This is a genomic window from Pseudoxanthomonas sp. LjRoot143 (assembly GCF_964252945.1).
GTDB lineage: Bacteria > Pseudomonadota > Gammaproteobacteria > Xanthomonadales > Xanthomonadaceae > Pseudoxanthomonas_A.
In genome coordinates, this window is record NZ_CAXUPM020000001.1 from 933618 (window position 1) to 950198 (window position 16581).

Here is a 16581-nt window from a genome sequence, read left to right on the forward strand (position 1 = left end):
CATGGGGAAGAACAGGGGATGGCTGGGGATGGCCATGCTGGTGGGATTGCTGGCCGGCTGCGGCGGCGAGGACAAGGCCGCGAACACCGGCAAGGTGGCCGACGCCCGTTTCCTGGCCGACAACGCGGCCTGGCGCGAACAGCGCAGGAACGAACTGATTGCGCCCGACGGCTGGACCAGCCTGGTCGGCCTGCACTGGATCGAGCTTAAATCGCACTTCATCGGCAGCGGGCCGGGTAGCGGCATCAGGCTTGCCGTCGGTCCCGCCAAGCTGGGCATGATCACGCAGCAGGACAAGCGCGTGTTCCTCACGCCCGAGGGCGGCACCGCGCTGACCTTCAACGGCGAACCGTTGAAGGGGCGCGTGGAACTCGAAAGCGACCGGGATCCGAATCCGTCCATGATCGGCTTCGACGACGGCAAGGGTCTGCTGACGGTGATCGAGCGCGGCGGCCGCCATGCGTTGCGCGTGAAGCATGCGGATGCCGAATCGCGGACGCAGTTCATCGGGCTCGACTATTGGCCCGTGCAGGAGGCGTGGCGCGTCGACGGGCGCTTCATTCCGCATCCGCCCGGCAAGACGCTCACCATCGTCGACGTGATCGGCGTCGCCAACGAGTCGCCGAATCCGGGCGTGGTGGAGTTCGAGCGCGATGGCAAGACCTTCCGGCTGGAGGCGCTTGGCCAGGCGGGCGGGCCGCTGTTCTTTGTGCTTGCTGACCGCACCAGTGGCCATGGCAGTTACCCGGCCGGCCGCTTCCTGGATGCCGACGCGCCGCAGGCGGGCAAGGTGGTACTGGACTTCAACCGCGCCTACAACCCGCCCTGCGCCTTCACACCGTATGCGACCTGTCCGCTGCCCCCCGCGGAGAACCGCCTCGACCTGCTCGTCGATGCGGGCGAGAAGGCCTACGCGAAACCGATCAAAGTGCTCTGAAGGAAGTCGCCGATGCTGCTGCGCCGTTCACTGAAAGCCCTTGTCGTCACCGCACTGCTCGGCAGCGCGTCCGTCCTTGCGGCAGACGCGCCGAAGCCCGCCGGTGCGCCGGTGCCGTTGCTGTGGAAGGTGTCGGACAAGGACAACGCCGTCTACCTGCTCGGCTCGTTCCACCTGCTGCGTCCGGGCGACTACCCGCTGTCCCGCGATGTGGCCACTGCCTTTGACGATGTCGAGCGCCTGATGTTCGAGTTGTCGCCGGAGGACATGCGGTCGCCGGCGCTGGGGCAGCTGATGGTGCAGGCTGCGCTGCGCACCGATGGCAAGACGTTGCAGCAAGACCTGGACGAAGCGACGTGGGCGAAGTTCGAGGCCTGGGGAACGGCCAACCAGGCCACGCTGCAGCAGATGCAGATGCCGCCGCAGGTCCTCTCGATGTTCGAGCCCTGGTTCGTCGCCGTGACCATCAGCATCGTCGAGATGACCAAGCAGGGGCTCGACCCCAAGCTGGGCCTGGACAACCATTTCATGGACAAGGCGCTTGCCGCCGGCAAGCCTACCGGTGGGCTCGAGCGCGTGCAGGAGCAGATCGCGGTGCTGGATGGCATGGACGCGACCGAGCAGCGGCAGTTCATTGCCGAAGCACTGGACGACGCCGACAAGGGGGCTGCGGAAACCCGACGCGTGCACGACGCCTGGCGTCGCGGCGATGCCGAGGGCCTGTGGACCACCATGGCGCTGGATATGCGTGATCGCTATCCGCGCCTGTACCGGCGCATCAATGTGGAGCGCAACGACGCCTGGGTACCCAAGATCCGGCAACTCCTGGATCAGCCGGGCGACGACGATGCGCTGGTTGTGGTCGGCGCGCTGCACCTGTTGGGTGAGGACGGCGTGGTGGAAAAATTGCGGGCGCACGGATACACCGTCGAGCGCGTGTGTTCGGCATGCAAGGCCGGCGGTCGCCGGTAAGCCTGTTCGAGGGATGAGTTGCGGGCGCGGTCGTCGCGCTCAGACCGGTTCCATCACGATGCAGTCCACCGGACAGGCGGGCACGCAGAGCTCGCAACCCGTGCAGAGAGGCTCGATCACCACGTGCATGTGTTTTGCGCCGCCGATGATGGCGTCCACCGGGCACGCCTGGATGCATTTCGTACAGCCGATGCAGTCGGCTTCGACCACGACGGCGACGATGGCGGGCTTGTGGGCGCCGCGCGCGCGATCGTACGGGAGCGGCGGTACACCCAGCACGCGGGCCAACATTCGCGCACCCTCGTCGCCACCAGGTGGGCAGTGGTCCACGCCGGCATCGCCGTGTGCCATCGCCTGCGCGTACGGGAGGCAGCCGTCGAACCCGCATTGGCCGCATTGAGTCTGCGGCAGCAGGCGATCGAGGCGTTCGACGAGATCGGCGTTCATCGCCGTGGCGCGGCTGGCGGTATCAGCGCACCGGCATGCCGGGCAGGGCACCGGCGTCGGCGTCCAGCAGCGCCAGCGCGCCGCCGTCGAAACCGGCCGACAGGATCATGCCTTCGCTCAGGCCGAAGCGCATCTTGCGCGGGGCGAGGTTGGCGATGAACACCACGTTGCGGCCGATCAGCTTGTCCGGTTCGCCGTAACTGGCGCGGATGCCGGAGAAGATCTGCCGCTGGCCCAAGTCACCGGCATCCAGCAGGAAGCGCAGCAGCTTGTCGGAGCCGTCCACGAATCCGCATTCCAGCACCTTGCCGACGCGCAGGTCGAGCCTGGCGAAATCCTCGATGCCGATGATGCCCGTCGCGTCCTTCGATTCCGCGGGTGCGGAGGACTTGGCTTCCGTCTTCTTCTCGAGGGCGGCAGGCGCGGGCGCGGCGGCGAGGGTGTCCTTGGAAGCGTCGGTCATGGCGTCGATCAGTTTCGGGTCGATACGAGTGAAGAGCGGGGAGTACGGCTGGATGACGTGCGCCTGCAGTGGAGCCGCAACGTCGGCCCAGGTCTCGACCGGCGCACCGAGGAACGCCTCGGCCTCAGCAGTCGTGCGCGGTAGCACCGGCTTCAGCGCAGCGGCAAGCACACGGAACAGGTTCAGCCCTTGCGTGCAGACGGCCTGCAGTTCGGCGTCCGCGCCTTCCTGCTTGGCGATCACCCACGGCTTGGTTTCGTCGACGTACTTGTTGGCTTCGTCCGCCAGCGCCATCGTCAGGCGCAGTGCGGTGGCAGGCTCGTTGCGTTCGTAGGCGTCGGCGATCGGGCCGAGCGCGTCGACGAAGCGCTGGTACATGGCGGGATCGGGCAGCGCGTCGGCCAGGCGGCCGGCGAAGCGCTTGTCGATGAAGCCCGCACACCGGCTGGCCAGATTGACGAACTTGCCTACCAGGTCGGCGTTGACGCGCGCGACGAAGTCGCCGAGGTTGAGGTCGAGATCGTCGACGCCACCGGACGACTTGGCCGCGTAGTAGTAGCGCAGCGCTTCCGGTTCCAGACCGACATCCAGATAAGTGCGCGCCATGATGAAGGTGCCGCGCGACTTCGACATCTTGGCGCCGTCGACGGTCAGGTAGCCGTTGACGTGCAGGCGCGTGGGTGCGCGATGACCGGTGCCATGCAGCACCGCCGGCCAGAACAGGCCGTGGAAGTTGACGATGTCCTTGCCGATGAAATGGTGCAGCTCGACGTCGGTGCCGGCTTCCAGGTGCGGGGCGAACTCGAGGCCGCGCTCGGCGCACAGGTTGCGGAAGCTGCTCAGGTAGCCGATCGGTGCATCCAGCCAGACATAGAAGTACTTGCCGGGCGCACCGGGAATCTCGAAACCGAAGTACGGCGCATCGCGCGAGATGTCCCACGCGCGCAGGCCGCCCTCGGCATCCAGCCATTCGCGCAGCTTCGCCTTGACGCCCGGCAGAGCGACGTCGCCGGCCAGCCATTCGCGCAGGAAGGCATCGAAGCGGCCGACTTCGAAGAAGTAGTGCTCCGAATCGCGGATCTCCGGCGTGCTGCCGGACAGGATCGATTTGGGCTCCTTCAGGTCCGTCGGTGCGTACGTGGCGCCGCAGACCTCGCAGTTGTCGCCGTACTGGTCGGCGGAGCCGCAGTTGGGACAAATGCCCTTGATGTAACGGTCGGGCAGGAACATGCCCTTGGTCGGGTCGTAGAACTGCGCGACGGTGCGTCGGCCGATGTGTCCACCCGCGTCCAGGCGCTGGTAGAACTGCTCGGTCAGCTCGCGGTTGGCGGCGGAGTTGGTCGAGTCGTAGTGGTCGAAAGCCACGCCGAACGCGGCGAAGTCGCGCTCGTGGCTGGCCTGGATGCCGGCGATGAAGGCTTCCGGCGTGACGCCGGCCTTTTCCGCCGCCAGCATGATCGGCGTGCCGTGGGTGTCGTCGGCGCAGACGAAGTGCACCGTGTCGCCGTGCATCCGTCGCGCCCGCACCCAGATGTCTCCCTGGATGTAGCCCACCAAGTGGCCCAGGTGCAGCGGACCGTTGGCGTAGGGCAGGGCATTGGTGACGAGGGCAGTACGGCTCATGACGGGCTTCGCGACGGGGGGCGGCGATTATCGCACGGCAGGGTGAATGCCTTTTCCTGCGGCCAGAACGCGACGGGCCCGGCGATGCCGGGCCCGTAGTGTGGCGTGGCGGACTTGTGCAGGAGTTACTGGCGTAGCCAGGTCTGCGACTTGCACATGAAGGCGATGCAGCCGGACACCTCCAGCTTCTTGCCGCCTTCGAGCAGTTCCATCTTCGACTTGTACACCTTGCCCTCGTCGGGCTTGAGGATGGTGCCGCCGGCGTACTGGCCACCGCCCTCGGCCTTCATGCCGCGGATGATCTCCATGCCGGTGATCGGCTTGTTCTTGCGATCGTCCTTGCACTTGTCGCAGGCCGGGTTCGGCTTGCTCGGGTTGATCAGCTCGACGATGCGGCCGGTGATCGTGCCGTTGGCCGCCTGGGTGATCTCGACGAACGACTTCGGCTTGCCGGTGTCGTTGTCGATGGTCTTCCAGCGGCCGACCACCGGATCGGCGGCGGATGCCACCATCGACAGGGCCATCAGCGGAGCGGCCAGCATCGCGGCCATCAGGGTCTTGCGCATGTTCCCCTCCCAGGGATGTAGGTCAGCCCCGCCGGTGAGGACCGGCGGGATGACGCTGTTATACCGCATCCGCTGGCGTATGGAAGGGCTCAGCCGTCCTTCTTTGTGCCCAGTTCGCTTTCGTTCCGTTCAGGTGTTTCCGGCTCGATCGCATCGACGTCCGGACCGGCATTCGGGATCCGAGATGCAGGCTGTGCGAGTGGGAGCTGTTCCAGTTCACCCACGTTGACCCGGCCGATGCGTGGCTTCATCCATACCGCGTCGTGCCAGGCTTGGTACTTCTTCGGATCCCAGTACCGTTCATCGAAGAACTTGCTGCCATCGATCTGTTCGAAGCCATTCGGGCCAGGTACGTAGATCTGCACGTTCCCGGTGAAGCCTGTGCGGCTGCCGGTGATGTTCCGCCGCTCACGTCGCAAGACGGTCGCGATGCGGGGTTGCGCCGCGGCATCGCCGTACTTGGCATAAAGAATCGCGCCCTCATCCAGCGCGCGCTGACGATCTGACTCACTCAGCGCGTTCCAGTACCGCTCGCGCAGCCCGAGAAATCCGGCATAGCCGCGCTCTGCGGCTAGATCCATCCATGCGTACGCCAAAGCGGCGTCTTTCTGCGTTCCATGGCCATTCCAGAGCATTTCCGCAATCATGCCTTGAGACGGCTTGTCGGCATAAAAAGCGGCACGCTGAAAGAACTTCAGTGCATCCTCATACCGCCCGTGCTTGAACTCTTCCATGCCATGCAGGCGATAGCGCAGGTCCGGGTGAGCCGTCAGGAAGCCGGCAGAGAGCATCTGTTTGTCCTGGGTCGGGTCGGGTGGGGCAGCATTCTGCGCAAGCGACGACTGCGTGACACCCAGGAAGAACAGGGAAGCAAGAAGCCCCCAAGTGCTCAGCGGTTTCATGGATTTCCATTTCGTCCGGATCGAATGACGAACATTCTGGTGATCCGCCGGCATGCGTGCCTGTATCGAAAGTCACGGGACAAGAGCCAAAAAAACGGCCGGCGCTAGGGCCGGCCGTGAACGTTACTGCTGTTCTCGACTCAGTTGGCGCCGCGGGCTTCGCCGACCGTTACGGTGCCGCCGATGTGACGCGAAAAGAAATCGAGCATGGTCGTGTAGAGCTTTACTCGATTCTCGACATCATAGAAGCCATGCATTTCGCCCGACTGGATGATCATGCCCTCGGGCGGATTGCCGGCGGCGATAAGTGCCTTGTTCATGAGTTCGGTCTGCTCGGGCGGGGTGCGTACATCGCGTGCGCCTGCGGCCAGATATACCGGAATCTTGACTTCCGCAGCACGGCGGGCAGGTGAATTTTCCGCCCACGACTTCGTATCCGTTCCGTGCGTGCGACGGAGATAGCGCTGGCCGGATTCACGCTCGGGGATATCGCCCTTCTTGAACATCATGTCGACGTCGTACACACCCACATAGCCGAACGTGCACTTGAACAGCCCGGGAGCACGGATGGGCGCCATCAGCGAAGAGTAGCCGCCGAAGCTGCCTCCGTAGATGCAAATCCGTTCCTTGTCGGCGTATCCGTGGCCGATGGCCCACTGGGTCGCATCGATGATGTCGTTCTGGATTCCCTGTCCCCATTGCTGGTGACCGGCATCCTGGAACGCCTTGCCGTATCCCCCGGATCCACGGTAGTTCACCTGGAGTACGGCGTAGCCGCGGCTGGCCAGCAACTGGGCTTCCCAGTTGAAACCCCAATTGTCCCGCGGCCCGATCGGGCCACCGTGCGGGTTGACGATCAATGGCAGGTTCTTGCCGTTGGAGCCATGCGGTAGGGTGAGGTAGGCGTGTACAAGCTTGCCGTCGCGCGACGTGAAGTTGAATGGCTTCACCGATGCCATCTTGTTCTTGTCGAGCTCAGGCTTGCGCTGCATCAGGAACCGGGCTTTACCCGTGTCGCGGTCGTAAAGGTAAAGCTCTCCCGGATTGGAGTCGCTGTACACGCTGACGATGATTTTCTTGCCGTCCTGGGTTTGGCTGGCAAAATCAACCAGTTGCCCTTCGAAGGCGCCGGCCAGCGATGCGTAGATCTCGGCATCCGGATTGCTCTCGTCGATCATCTTGACCGCCGGCGCCCCCGCCTCGGTGACGACGCCGATCAGCGTCGCTTCATCGGTGGACCAGATGTAATCGGACACCTCTGCAATTTTGTCCTGGAACAGCGGACTGAATTCGCCCGTCGTGGTGTTCAGCGTACCCACCGCCGCAGGCGACTTGCCATCATCCTGTTCGGCGTAGACCGTACCAGTGGAGGTGGTGCGGACCACCGAGAGGTGCTTGCCTCCCGACTTCGAGGCATTGACCAGCGTCCAGTTCTTGTCGTCACGCCGATAGAGTTCGGTACGCTCGTCGTACTCGCCCTCTTCGTCCTTGCTGGACGAGCAGACGGCGAACCGTGGCTGTTTGGCGGCGTCGAGCGCAATGCTGCAATTTTCCTTCGGAGCACGGCCAAGTGAGACGCGGCGTCCGCTCAGCGTGTCCATGCGGTAGACCTCGGTGCCCACGCCTTCGGAGGAGCGAGGGCTGGTGGCCTGCATGATGACGTTCTGGTCGTCTTCCCTGAGTGTATCCAGCAGCGAGAAGCGCTCCGAGCCCACGGTCTTGCCGCGCTGCGTCGCATCGCGGGTGCCATAGAAGATCAATGGACGTGGCTGGCTGCCATCCGCGTTGACCGCAAACCACTCACCAGTGTTGAACGGCTGCGCATATCCGCCGAGCTTCTTGACGGCATTGAACATGAGACGGTTGGGACTGGTCCAGAAGAAGCTGCCGACACTTTTGTTGTCGGGGAGTTGGTTGACCTTGACCAGACTGAGATCACTCGTCCGCATGATGGCGAGCACGTCTTGTTCGCCCTTGTCCACGGTAATGGCCAGGTACTCGCCGTTTGGGGAGATCTTGACCGTTCCATAAGCAGGATGGGAAACGAAGTCGCGCACAGGCTTGAGAGGCTGTTTGGCGGCAGCTGCTCCAAGCGAAGGAATCGAAAGTGCGCATGCAACAAGTATGGGTTTCATTGAGAACTGCACGAAAAGCCCCCTAGGATTCTTGCCCATGAGTCATGGGCGTCGGTGTTCGACACCAAAGGTACTCCAAAAAGAAGGCCCGGCGTCACCGCCGGGCCAGTACAAGAGTCAATCAGCGAATCAGTTGAACTTGTAGTTGAAGTGCACGAACACTTCGCGGCCGATCGGGCTGAAGGCGCGCCAGAAGTACGGGTAGGTGTTGAACGTATCGTCCTCCGGATGCAGCTTGTTGAGGACGTTGTTGACAGCCAGGCCCACCGTCGCCTTCTCGGTGATCTTCTTCTCGACCCTCGCATTCCAGATGATGTAGGGGGCGATACGATCCGTTTCGGCCCAGTTGGGCAGCGAGCCCCAGCGATAGCCGTTGACGTTGAAGTTCCAATCGTCCTTGGTCCAGCCTACCTGCCAATTCACACGGCTACGGAAATTGAAGAACTGCATGTGATCGCGGCGGTTCTCGAAGCTCTCGCCGGGGTATTCCTGTGCCTCGAGTTCGAGTACGTGGGTCCAGCCCAGCTCTGCGATAAAGTCACCCATGCGATCCGTGTCGATCTTGTACGCGATACGCGCATCGATGCCGGATGTATTCGTCTGAGCCTGGTTCTGCGGATAGGTAGCGATCTCCGCGATGTCGCCATTGCCATCACGCATGACGCGACTGATAACTTCGATGCAGCGCGCTGAGGTCGGATCCACAGCAGAGCCGTCGCGGTTCGTGCCCAAGCGGCACGCGGCTTCTTCGCGGTAGAGTCGCCCAGTCAGATCGCTGATCGCACCCTCGAGCTCGATGTTGTAGTAGTCAACGGTCAGGGACAGATCGTCCATGATGTCCCACACAACACCGGCGGTGTACGACTTGCCTTCTTCAGCCTTCAGGCGCGGGTCGCCCTTTCGGGTGCCGAACACTTGAGGGTGATAGAGGGTTCCGCCGCAATCCGCGGTTGACGTCGGATCCAATCCCGCTGCTCGGCACGCGTACTCGTCGAAGGCGTAAGTGTAGAAGCCCGACTCGCCGGCATAGATATAGTGCATGTCCGGCGCCTTGAAGCTAGTGGCGTAAGAGCCACGCAGCAACAGGCTGTCGACGGGACGCCATTCCAGGCCAGAGGACCAAGTGAACGCACCGTCGATGTCGCTCGCGTCATTGAACTTGTCGTAACGACCGGCCAAGCTGGCTTTCAACGAACTCAACAGCGGAATGCTGAACTCGAGGCCGACGGAATAGCGGTCGCGACTGCCACCACCACCGGTGGACGTCAGGCCCATCGGGGCGTCGTTGCCGGTGTAGTTAAGGCGTGCGCGAGCGTCGGGACTGACATCGTACTTCTGGGAAGCGGCTTCCAGGACGGCGGCCATCGCAAGACTGCCAGCTGGCATTTCGAACAGATCGCCACTGAGCACGAACGAGCCCTGGCTCACCTGAGACGATGCCTCATCCCTGTAGGACGATGTGATCGAACTGTAGTCAGCCGACGACAACGGGTTGGTCAGGCGATTCAGATTCATCGCGTAAATGGCATAGCCCGTACCAGCATGCGTACCGAGCCGCGGACCAAAGAAGAAGTCGCGCACCTTCGACTGGACCAGCCAGTTGTACTTGGTTTCGGAATCGTAGCGGGAGTGGGAGAGGGTCGCGTCCCAGTCAAAGCGGTCATCGAACACGGTGCCACGAAGGCCTGCTGCGAAATCCAAGGACTGCTCGCTGGCAAGCGTCGGCTGTCCGCCACCATTTCCGATTTCGCTGGGAGCGATGGTGCGATACACGTTGCCAATGACGGCGCCGAAGTTCGGGTCGTAGAAATTGTTAGCGCCGGTCACGGATGCGCTGGTAAAGGTCCGCGAACTCGATGCGAGTTTGGCTTCGGCGTTGCTGTATCCCAGCTGTGCCCAGGCCTGGATCGTATCGGTCAGCTCATAGGTGCCGTACAGGTACGCGTTGTAATTCCTGTCGGAGTTGCGGATGGCTTGGCCCGCCGGAAATCCGTAGTAGCCACAAAAGGCCTGTCCGTTCACTGCAACCGGTTCGAACTCGGAGAAGCGATTGCAGGTTGCATCGAGATTGCCAGCCATTGGCCAGCCCAAACGGCGACCGGGAGCGTTCGGATTGGAGGTCGGATTGCCGTTCCCATCCACCCACATGGTGTAGCGCACGCCAGGCAGCGCAGTTGCGTTGGCAGGGTCGATCGACGGATCGTCGCGGTAAGAATCCATGAACTCGCGCTGGCGACCGAAGATGGCTTCACGCTCGAGGATTTCGAACGCGTAGGTCACGCTGGCTCGATCCCAGATCTTGCCTCCCACCCACTGAAGACGTCCGGAGTCGCCGCCGCCCATCGTCGTCGTGCCGACGCGAAGGTTGAACTGGTCGCCTTCGAAATTGGTTTTCATGATGACGTTGACCACGCCAGCGACCGCATCGGAGCCATAAATGGCCGAGGCGCCGCCGGACAGCACTTCGATGCGATCAATGGCGCCCGCCGGGATGTTGGCGAGATTCACTGCATTGGACTGGCCGTTGTACGGGAGGGGATAGTCCGCAGCACGGCGCCCGTTGATCAGCACCAGCTGATAGCCAGGGCCCAGGCCACGGAGATTCAGGAAGCTCGCGTTGGGTGTGAAGCCGTTCTGGTTCAGCTCGTTCTGAACCGAGCCAGTGAACTGTGTCAGCGTATTGAGGGCGTCATAGACGGTCGAAAAGCCCTGCTTTTCGATATCTGCAGCCGTGATGATCGTCACCGGTGCCGGGCCTTCGATCTCGGCCTTCTTGATGCGGGAGCCGGTCACCGTCACCTTGTCGAGCGTGGAGGTCGCCTGAGCCTGCTGGCTTGACTCGTTTGCTTCCTGGGCGAAAGCGCTACCCGCGAACGGCACGACCAGGGCGGTGAACAATGCCGCGCTCAGGCGGCTGCGCTTGAGCGCATTCGTGTTGCGAACTGACATGTGGTGAATCCCCTAAACTGTCAATGGATGCGGCCCCCACTGGACTGATCCTTCAGTCCCAGCCGCACGTAAACGTCCTCGTGACCCGACGTTAACATGGGATTAACGCGGATGCCCATAGCACGGAAACATGTTACAGGCGTTACTGCTTAAAACGTGAAATGCGTCACAAATTTGCCTGGGAGTTGGCTTGGAAGTGGAATACCTGTCTCAAATCGTGCTGTCTGGAATGCCGGCGGAGCTGAACAGAGGCCTCCGTTGGAGTGCCTCCTCCGGGTCCGCCGGGGAAGAGGTCTCCCTGCTGGCCGGATTTCCGCTTGAAGGAATGCGGAGCGGCATCGAGTCGCAGGTTGTGGCGGCTCTGGCTGCGGAGCAGCTGCGACTGGCTTCCCTGTCGCTCACCTCCCGCATCGCCTCCCACGCCGTCCAGGGCACGCTTTCCCCCCACCCCCGCGTCCGCAACGTCATCGCGGTCGGCTCGGGTAAGGGCGGGGTGGGGAAGTCGACCACGTCGGTGAACCTGGCGCTGGCGCTGGCGGCCGAGGGCGCCCGGGTGGGGGTGCTGGATGCCGACGTCTACGGGCCCAGCGTGCCGGCCATGCTGGGCCTGTCGGGCCGGCCCGAGAGCCACGACAACAAGTCGATCGAGCCGATGCGGGCGTTCGGGGTGGAGGCCATGTCGATCGGGCTGCTGGTCGACCAGGACACGCCGATGATCTGGCGGGGGCCGATGGCCACCTCGGCGCTGATGCAGCTGTTCACAGACACCTTGTGGGGCGACCTGGACTACCTGCTGGTGGACTTGCCGCCCGGCACCGGCGACATCCAGCTGACCCTGGCGCAGAAGATCCCGGTGGCGGGGGCGGTCATCGTCACCACGCCGCAGGACATCGCCACGCTGGACGCCAAGAAGGCGCTGAAGATGTTCGAGAAGGTCGAGGTGCCGGTGCTGGGCATCGTCGAGAACATGGCGGTCCATACCTGTTCCAGCTGCGGCCATGTCGAGCACCTGTTCGGCCAGGGGGGCGGCGAGCGGATGGCGGCGCAGTACGGCGTGCCGCTGCTGGGGTCGCTGCCGCTGGATATCGCGATCCGCGAGCAGGGCGACGCCGGCCAGCCGGTCTTGGTCGCGGCGCCGGATTCGGCCGTGGCGCAGGCCTACCGGCAGACCGCACGGGTCATGGCGGCGACGCTGGCGCAGCGGCCGCGGGCCAGCGTACCGATCGCTTCGTCGCTGGTCTGACCGGTCTACGCAGACGGCGGGCCGGGGCCCGCCCTACAATCCCCGCCTGCCGCGCGTCCGGCGCGGTTCCGTTCCCCAGACCAGGATTTGCATGAGCATCAAGAGCGACCGTTGGATCCGCCGCATGGCCGAGCAGCAGGGCATGATCGAGCCGTTCGAGCCGGGACAGGTCAAGCAGGCCAACGGCCAGCGCATCGTCAGCTACGGCACGTCCAGTTATGGCTATGACGTGCGCTGCTCGCGCGAGTTCAAGGTGTTCACCAACATCAACTCCACCATCGTCGACCCCAAGCACTTCGACCCGAAGAGCTTCGTGGACATCGAGGCCGACGAGTGCATCATTCCGCCGAACAGCTTCGCGCTGGCGCGCACGGTGGAGTTCTTCCGCATCCCGCGCGACACGCTGGTGGTCTGCCTCGGCAAGAGCACGTATGCGCGCTGCGGCATCATCGTCAACGTCACCCCGCTGGAGCCGGAGTGGGAAGGCCACGTGACGCTGGAGTTCAGCAACACCACGCCGCTGCCGGCGCGCATCTACGCCAACGAAGGCGTGGCGCAGATGCTGTTCTTCCAGTCCGACGCCGACGACGTCTGCGAGACCAGCTACAAGGATCGCGGCGGCAAGTACCAGGGCCAGACCGGCGTGACGTTGCCGCGTACCTGACGCCATCCGCCCCACCAACGAAAGGAATCGAACCATGGCGACTCCTCCGTCCTTGCCGGAGCACGACCCCTATCGCACACCGGACGCGCATCTTGTACCGCCATCCTCCGGCGACGGCCATGAATTGGCCGACCGCTGGGCGCGACTGGCGGCAGCGCTCATCGACGGCGTCATAGCACTGGTCGTCACTGTGCCGCCGATGTTGATGACCGGTTACTGGCAGGCGGCCTTCGAGGCTGGCCGGTCCGGGGGGCTGGGCTTCATGCCGCTGGGGACTACGGTGTTGTGGGCGGTCATCGGCTTCGCGCTTTTCGCGCTCATCCAAGGGTATCCGTTGCACGCAAGCGGACAGACCTGGGGCAAGAAGCTGCTTGCGATCAGGATTGTGGACCTGCAGGGGCGCACGCCGCCGCTGGCGGACCTGCTGTTGAAGCGCTACCTGCCGACCCACGCCATCGTCAACATTCCCTGCTTGGGTGGCCTGTATGCGCTCGTCGACTCGCTGATGATCTTCCGGCAGGACCAGCGCTGCCTGCATGACCTGATCGCGGGCACCCGCGTGGTGCGCGCGACGTAGCGCGCGGTATCAGTGTTCCGCACCCGCAGCGGTGCGGATATCCACAGGCGTCTTCAGGGCCACCTTCGCCGCCAGGCGCAAGGCGGCTGTCACCGTCTCCACCGGCAGGCTCGCCGCACCGGCATGTCCTGACGCCTGGGCCGGCGAGTAGGGGATGTGGACGAAGCCCGCACGGACGCCCCTTCGCACGCGTAATGCGTGCATCAATCCGTAGAACACGTGGTTGCAGACGTAGGTGCCTGCGGTCTGCGATACCTCGGCAGGAAAGCCGGCGACACGCAGGGCGTCGCGCATGGCCTTGATCGGCAGTGTCGAAAAGTAGGCGGCAGGACCGCCATCGATGACGGGCAGGTCGACCGGTTGCGAGCCTGCGTTGTCGGGAATGCGTGCATCGTCGACGTTGATCGCCACGCGCTCCAGCGACAGCTGCGCGCGACCACCGGCCTGGCCGACGCAGATCACCAGCGATGGCTGCGTTTCCTTCAGCGCCGCACGCAGGACCGTGAGCGACGTGCCGAAAGCGACCGGCAACTCGCGGGCCACCACGCGATGTTCCGCGATGCGCGTGCCATGCAGCGCGGACACGGCCTGCCAGCTGGGATTGACCTGCTCGCCGCCGAAGGGCTGGAAACCGGTCAACAGGATGGTGCGTGTCGTCGGCATGGCACGTCTCGTGGAAGAAGCGTCAACGGAAGCACAGCCATGCCATCAACAGCACGTTCGTACCCATCAACCACAGGCCGGTCGCGGCCTGCGCGCGGATCACGCCGTACTGGTCGTCCAGCTCCAGCAGTACCGCGGGCACGATGTTGAAGTTCGCTGCCATCGGCGTGAGCAGCGTGCCGCAGTAGCCGGTCAGCATGCCGATGGCGCCGAGGCTGGCCGGATCGGCGCCGTGGCGCTGCACCAGCAGCGGCAGGCCGATGCCGGCCATCATCACCGGGAAGGCGGCGAACGCGTTGCCCATGATGACGGTGAACACCACCATGCCCGCCGCGAACGCCAGCAGGCAGGCCATGCGGTTGTCGGCGGGAATCACCATGGACACCAGCGATGCAACGGATTCGCCCACGCCGCTGGCCGCGAACACGCCGCCCAGCGTCGCCAGCACCAGCGGCAGCAGCGCCGCCCAGCCCATCGTGTCCAACAGCCGCCTGCCTTCGTCGGGCGCGCGCAGTGCGGGTTGCCGGGTCACGGCCACCGCCGCCATCGCGGATACCACGCAGGCCAGCGCGAGGCCGGTCAGCGTCAGTCCGGTCTGGCCGAACACCATCGTGCCGCCCACTTTCAGGTGCGGGCCCGCCAGGACGACGGCGATCGTCAATATCGGGATCAGCAGGGCCGGAAGGAAAAGCCGGTGGCCGAGCCGCAATGCGGACGCCAGTCGTTCCGATTCCGTGGCTTCCTCCAACGGTTCGCGACGCATGCGGGTCGCCAGCAGGGCGAGGACCAGCACGGCGGCACCGGCGATCTGCGACGGCAGCGCATCGCCAGCCTTGCTTGCCCGCAGGACGACATCGCCGCCTGCGAACAGCAGTGCGATCAGGCCCCAGAACGCCGCGTGCGCGTAGCGCCGCTGGCGCAGGTTCTTCCAGCCCGCGTAGGCCAGAAAGGCGGCGAGCAGCAGGTAGAAGTGCTCAATCGTCAGCATCGGCCTTCTCCCCGGTTCCGGGGGCTGCGCGGTCCAGCCGGCGCTGGAGCAGCACGATGCGAACCGCATGGATGATGAAGGCCGCGATCGCGGTCGGCAGTGCCCACAATGCGATCTGCAGCGGCTCCAGGTGGATGCCGTGCTGGGCATAGAAGCCCTGGATCAGCAGCACCGCGCCGAAGGCGAGGAACACGTCTTCGCCGAAGAAACGTCCGATGTTGTCGGTCGCGGCCGACATCGCATGCACGCGCTGCGTTTCCTCCCGCGACAGCGGGGCACGTGTCTTGCCGGCGGCGGACTCGGCCATCGGCGCCAGGAGCGGCCGCACGGTCTGCGCATGACCGGCGATATCGATCAGGCCCACCATGCTCAGTCCTTGCCGCACCAGCAGGTAACCCGCCAGCAGGCGCGACAGCGTCAGCCCGTGCAGCCGCGCGATCCAGCGCAGCGCGTGCTCGCGCAGACCGGCACGCTCCAGCAGGCCGATGGTCGGCAGCGTCAGCGCGAACATCAGCAGGGCGCGGTTGGACACGAAGCTCTCGCCCAGCAGCGCGAGCAGGTCGGGAATCGACTTGCCGGCCGCAAGGCCGCTGACCAGACCGGCGCAGACCACCACGATGACCGGATTGAAGCGCAGGACGAAACCCGCCACCACCACCACGATGCCCAGCAGGGGCCAGTAGCTCATGCGAGACGCTCCATGGTGCGGATGGCGAATCCGCTGGACTCGATGGCCTGCCGCAGTCCCCTCGCGAATGCGGCGGCGTCGGCCCGGTCGCCATGCAGGCAGATGCTGTCCGCGCGCAGCGGTACCGATTCACCCGTGCGCGCGACCACGATGCCCGCGTCCAGCATCTGCGCGACCTGCGCGGCGGCGGTGGGCAGGTCCTCGATACTGGCATCCGCCTGCGAACGCGGCGTCAGCGTGGCATCGGCTTCGTAGCGACGCTCGGCGAAGGCTTCGTGCGCCACCTGCAGGCCGAGCCGTTCCCCGGCGGTCGTCAACGCGCTGCCCGACAAGCCGTACAGCACCAGGCCCGCATCGTGGTCGCGCACGGCGCGCGCGATGGCATCGGCGAGGCCGGCGTCGCGCGCCGCCTGGTTGTACAGCGCGCCGTGTGGTTTGACGTGGTGGAGGCGCCCGCCCGCGGCCCTGACCAACCCGTCCAGCGCGGCGACCTGGTACAGCGTCAGCGCATACGCCTCTTCGGAAGAAAGGGCATGCGCAACGCGGCCGAAATGCTCGCGGTCCGCATGCGAGGGGTGTGCACCGATGGCGACGCCGTGCGCGAGACACAACGCGACGGTGCGCCGCATGGTGTCCGGTGACCCGGCGTGGAAACCGCAGGCGATGCTGGCCGAACTGATGTAGGGCGCGATCGCGGCATCGTCGCCGCAGTCCTCGCCCAGGTCGCAGTTGAAGTCGATGGTACGCATGATGGCGAGCCTACC

15 protein-coding genes are annotated in these 16581 nt (G+C 64.6%); 5 read left to right on the top strand and 10 right to left on the bottom strand.

Annotated elements, in window-relative coordinates:
* The first annotated feature begins 1 nt into the window (after position 1).
* Both ACSQ1W_RS04390 and ACSQ1W_RS04395 read left to right on the top strand, forming a co-directional pair.
* On the top strand, positions 2 to 937 hold the full coding sequence (locus ACSQ1W_RS04390; protein WP_436041796.1) for a DUF1684 domain-containing protein: 936 nt from the start codon (positions 2 to 4) through the stop codon (positions 935 to 937).
* Positions 938 to 949: 12 nt separating this feature from the next.
* On the top strand, positions 950 to 1909 hold the full coding sequence (locus tag ACSQ1W_RS04395) for a TraB/GumN family protein (protein ID WP_436041797.1): 960 nt from the start codon (positions 950 to 952) through the stop codon (positions 1907 to 1909).
* Positions 1910 to 1948: 39 nt separating this feature from the next.
* Here ACSQ1W_RS04395 and rnfB read toward each other — a convergent pair whose 3' ends face one another.
* From rnfB to ACSQ1W_RS04425, 6 genes are all read right to left on the bottom strand, one after another.
* Positions 1949 to 2407 (bottom strand): Rnf electron transport complex subunit RnfB, encoded by a 459-nt coding sequence (gene rnfB / locus ACSQ1W_RS04400; protein WP_436041798.1) that lies wholly within the window; start codon positions 2405 to 2407, stop codon positions 1949 to 1951.
* The gene (gene metG / locus ACSQ1W_RS04405) at positions 2379 to 4442 is read right to left on the bottom strand and encodes a methionine--tRNA ligase (RefSeq protein WP_436041799.1); all 2064 of its coding nucleotides are present in this window, start codon (positions 4440 to 4442) and stop codon (positions 2379 to 2381) included. Before metG ends, rnfB begins: the two co-directional genes overlap by 29 nt.
* Positions 4443 to 4567: 125 nt before the next feature.
* Positions 4568 to 5008, bottom strand: a complete 441-nt coding sequence (locus tag ACSQ1W_RS04410) for a DUF2147 domain-containing protein (protein WP_436041800.1) — start codon at positions 5006 to 5008, stop codon at positions 4568 to 4570.
* A gap of 89 nt (positions 5009 to 5097) precedes the next feature.
* Complete coding sequence (locus tag ACSQ1W_RS04415) at positions 5098 to 5910, bottom strand: hypothetical protein (RefSeq protein ID WP_436041801.1); 813 nt, start codon at positions 5908 to 5910, stop codon at positions 5098 to 5100.
* A gap of 140 nt (positions 5911 to 6050) precedes the next feature.
* A complete protein-coding gene (locus ACSQ1W_RS04420; protein WP_436041802.1) occupies positions 6051 to 8084 on the bottom strand; it encodes an alpha/beta hydrolase family protein in 2034 nt (677 codons plus the stop codon).
* 90 nt (positions 8085 to 8174) lie between these two features.
* Positions 8175 to 10994 (bottom strand): TonB-dependent receptor plug domain-containing protein, encoded by a 2820-nt coding sequence (locus tag ACSQ1W_RS04425; RefSeq protein ID WP_436041803.1) that lies wholly within the window; start codon positions 10992 to 10994, stop codon positions 8175 to 8177.
* A 391-nt stretch (positions 10995 to 11385) separates the two neighbouring features.
* On the opposite strand from ACSQ1W_RS04425, the gene apbC reads away from it, so the two are divergent.
* The 3 genes from apbC to ACSQ1W_RS04440 all read left to right on the top strand — a co-directional run bounded on the left by apbC (position 11386) and on the right by ACSQ1W_RS04440 (position 13478).
* Positions 11386 to 12237, top strand: a complete 852-nt coding sequence (gene apbC / locus ACSQ1W_RS04430) for an iron-sulfur cluster carrier protein ApbC (protein ID WP_436046099.1) — start codon at positions 11386 to 11388, stop codon at positions 12235 to 12237.
* Between the two features lie 91 nt (positions 12238 to 12328).
* Positions 12329 to 12901, top strand: coding sequence for a dCTP deaminase (gene dcd, locus ACSQ1W_RS04435; protein WP_187573005.1), 573 nt, complete (start codon positions 12329 to 12331; stop codon positions 12899 to 12901).
* Positions 12902 to 12935: 34 nt separating this feature from the next.
* Positions 12936 to 13478 carry an RDD family protein gene (locus ACSQ1W_RS04440; RefSeq protein ID WP_436041804.1) on the top strand — a complete coding sequence of 181 codons (543 nt, stop codon included), beginning with the start codon at positions 12936 to 12938 and terminating at the stop codon, positions 13476 to 13478.
* A gap of 9 nt (positions 13479 to 13487) precedes the next feature.
* Here the strand turns inward: ACSQ1W_RS04440 and pcp are convergent, their stop codons facing one another.
* Genes pcp through ACSQ1W_RS04460 form a run of 4 tightly spaced genes read right to left on the bottom strand, consistent with a single transcriptional unit; the run spans position 13488 to position 16566 of the window.
* Entirely contained in the window at positions 13488 to 14141 is a 654-nt protein-coding gene (pcp, locus tag ACSQ1W_RS04445) for a pyroglutamyl-peptidase I (protein WP_436041805.1), read from the bottom strand.
* Between the two features lie 22 nt (positions 14142 to 14163).
* Complete coding sequence (locus ACSQ1W_RS04450; protein ID WP_436041806.1) at positions 14164 to 15129, bottom strand: 5-oxoproline transporter, DUF979 family subunit; 966 nt, start codon at positions 15127 to 15129, stop codon at positions 14164 to 14166.
* Positions 15116 to 15817: a DUF969 domain-containing protein gene (locus ACSQ1W_RS04455; RefSeq protein ID WP_436041808.1), complete on the bottom strand. Its 702-nt coding sequence runs from the start codon at positions 15815 to 15817 to the stop codon at positions 15116 to 15118. Before ACSQ1W_RS04455 ends, ACSQ1W_RS04450 begins: the two co-directional genes overlap by 14 nt.
* Positions 15814 to 16566 (bottom strand): 5-oxoprolinase subunit PxpA, encoded by a 753-nt coding sequence (locus tag ACSQ1W_RS04460; protein ID WP_436041810.1) that lies wholly within the window; start codon positions 16564 to 16566, stop codon positions 15814 to 15816. The genes ACSQ1W_RS04455 and ACSQ1W_RS04460 overlap by 4 nt, the downstream gene beginning before the upstream one ends.
* Between the last annotated feature and the right edge of the window lie 15 nt (positions 16567 to 16581).

Coding starts and splice junctions, on each gene's coding strand:
- ACSQ1W_RS04415 (WP_436041801.1), bottom strand. CDS start 5,910: ATGAAACCGCTGAGCACTTGGGGGCTTCTTGCTTCCCTGTTCTTCCTG.
- ACSQ1W_RS04420 (WP_436041802.1), bottom strand. CDS start 8,084: ATGGGCAAGAATCCTAGGGGGCTTTTCGTGCAGTTCTCAATGAAACCC.
- ACSQ1W_RS04395 (WP_436041797.1), top strand. CDS start 950: ATGCTGCTGCGCCGTTCACTGAAAGCCCTTGTCGTCACCGCACTGCTC.
- ACSQ1W_RS04460 (WP_436041810.1), bottom strand. CDS start 16,566: ATGCGTACCATCGACTTCAACTGCGACCTGGGCGAGGACTGCGGCGAC.
- ACSQ1W_RS04440 (WP_436041804.1), top strand. CDS start 12,936: ATGGCGACTCCTCCGTCCTTGCCGGAGCACGACCCCTATCGCACACCG.
- ACSQ1W_RS04425 (WP_436041803.1), bottom strand. CDS start 10,994: ATGTCAGTTCGCAACACGAATGCGCTCAAGCGCAGCCGCCTGAGCGCG.
- dcd (WP_187573005.1), top strand. CDS start 12,329: ATGAGCATCAAGAGCGACCGTTGGATCCGCCGCATGGCCGAGCAGCAG.
- ACSQ1W_RS04410 (WP_436041800.1), bottom strand. CDS start 5,008: ATGCGCAAGACCCTGATGGCCGCGATGCTGGCCGCTCCGCTGATGGCC.
- metG (WP_436041799.1), bottom strand. CDS start 4,442: ATGAGCCGTACTGCCCTCGTCACCAATGCCCTGCCCTACGCCAACGGT.
- ACSQ1W_RS04450 (WP_436041806.1), bottom strand. CDS start 15,129: ATGCTGACGATTGAGCACTTCTACCTGCTGCTCGCCGCCTTTCTGGCC.
- pcp (WP_436041805.1), bottom strand. CDS start 14,141: ATGCCGACGACACGCACCATCCTGTTGACCGGTTTCCAGCCCTTCGGC.
- ACSQ1W_RS04455 (WP_436041808.1), bottom strand. CDS start 15,817: ATGAGCTACTGGCCCCTGCTGGGCATCGTGGTGGTGGTGGCGGGTTTC.
- ACSQ1W_RS04390 (WP_436041796.1), top strand. CDS start 2: ATGGGGAAGAACAGGGGATGGCTGGGGATGGCCATGCTGGTGGGATTG.